General features: G+C 54.5%; 2 tRNA genes and 2 rRNA genes. All 4 read left to right on the top strand.

Annotated elements, in window-relative coordinates:
* Positions 1–489, top strand: a 16S ribosomal RNA gene (locus tag TCEL_RS00470); the annotation flags it as partial.
* A gap of 56 nt (positions 490–545) precedes the next feature.
* Positions 546–621, top strand: a tRNA-Ala gene (locus tag TCEL_RS00465).
* Between the two features lie 5 nt (positions 622–626).
* Positions 627–703: transfer RNA gene (locus TCEL_RS00460), tRNA-Ile, on the top strand.
* Positions 704–748: 45 nt separating this feature from the next.
* Positions 749–1,267, top strand: a 23S ribosomal RNA gene (locus tag TCEL_RS00455); the annotation flags it as partial.

Raw genomic sequence — 1,267 nt, 5'->3', positions numbered from 1 at the left:
ATGGTTGTCGTCAGCTCGTGTCGTGAGATGTTGGGTTAAGTCCCGCAACGAGCGCAACCCTTGCCTTTAGTTGCCAGCACTTCGGGTAGGCACTCTAAAGGGACTGCCTGGGTTAACCAGGAGGAAGGTGGGGATGACGTCAAATCATCATGCCCCTTATGCTCTGGGCTACACACGTGCTACAATGGCCGGTACAATGAGTTGCAAACCCGTGAGGGGGAGCTAATCTCAAAAACCGGTCCCAGTTCGGATTGTAGGCTGCAACTCGCCTACATGAAGCCGGAGTTGCTAGTAATCGCGGATCAGCATGCCGCGGTGAATACGTTCCCGGGCCTTGTACACACCGCCCGTCACACCATGAGAGCCGGCAACACCCGAAGCCAGTGGGCTAACCCGCAAGGGAGGCAGCTGTCGAAGGTGGGGCTGGTGATTGGGGTGAAGTCGTAACAAGGTAGCCGTAGGAGAACCTGCGGCTGGATCACCTCCTTTCTAAGGGTTTAATAGCTCTCGCTGTTTAGTTTTGAAGGACCGTAAGGTCCAAATGTGGGGGTGTAGCTCAGTTGGGAGAGCACCTGCCTTGCAAGCAGGGGGTCAGGAGTTCGAATCTCCTCATCTCCACCATATATGGGCTCATAGCTCAGACGGTTAGAGCGCACGCCTGATAAGCGTGAGGTCGGTGGTTCGATTCCACTTGAGCCCACCAGTTCTTTGAAAACTGCACAGCCAAAGGTAACAAGTTCTTAATGAAGATCAAGCTACAAAGGGCGCATGGTGGATGCCTTGGCACCAGGAGCCGATGAAGGACGTGGTAAGCTGCGAAAAGCTGCGGGTAGCCGCAAACAGGCTGTGATCCGCAGATGTCCGAATGGGGGAACCCGCATGGCTAACGCCATGCATCCTTAGCTGAATCCATAGGCTAAGGAGGGCACACCCGGGGAACTGAAACATCTAAGTACCCGGAGGAAAAGAAAGAATAATCGATTCCCTAAGTAGCGGCGAGCGAAAGGGGAGGAGCCCAAACCAGAGGAAACTCTGGGGTTGCGGACAGGTCAAGAAAGCGAAGGAGTTCTTAGCCGAATAGGTCTGGAAAGGCCAGCCACAGAAGGTAAAAGCCCTGTAGGCGAAAAGGACTTTGAGCGAGACCTGATCCAGAGTACCACGGGACACGAGGAACCCTGTGGGAAGCAGGGAGGACCACCTCCCAAGGCTAAATACTACCTGGTGACCGATAGCGCATAGTACCGTGAGGGAAAGGTGAAAAGAACCC

The organism is Thermobrachium celere DSM 8682, from assembly GCF_000430995.1.
Classification (GTDB): Bacteria; Bacillota; Clostridia; order Clostridiales; family Caloramatoraceae; genus Thermobrachium; species Thermobrachium celere.
The sequence above is the reverse complement of the archived record's forward strand: the minus strand, read 5'-3'. Positions and strand labels throughout refer to the sequence as shown.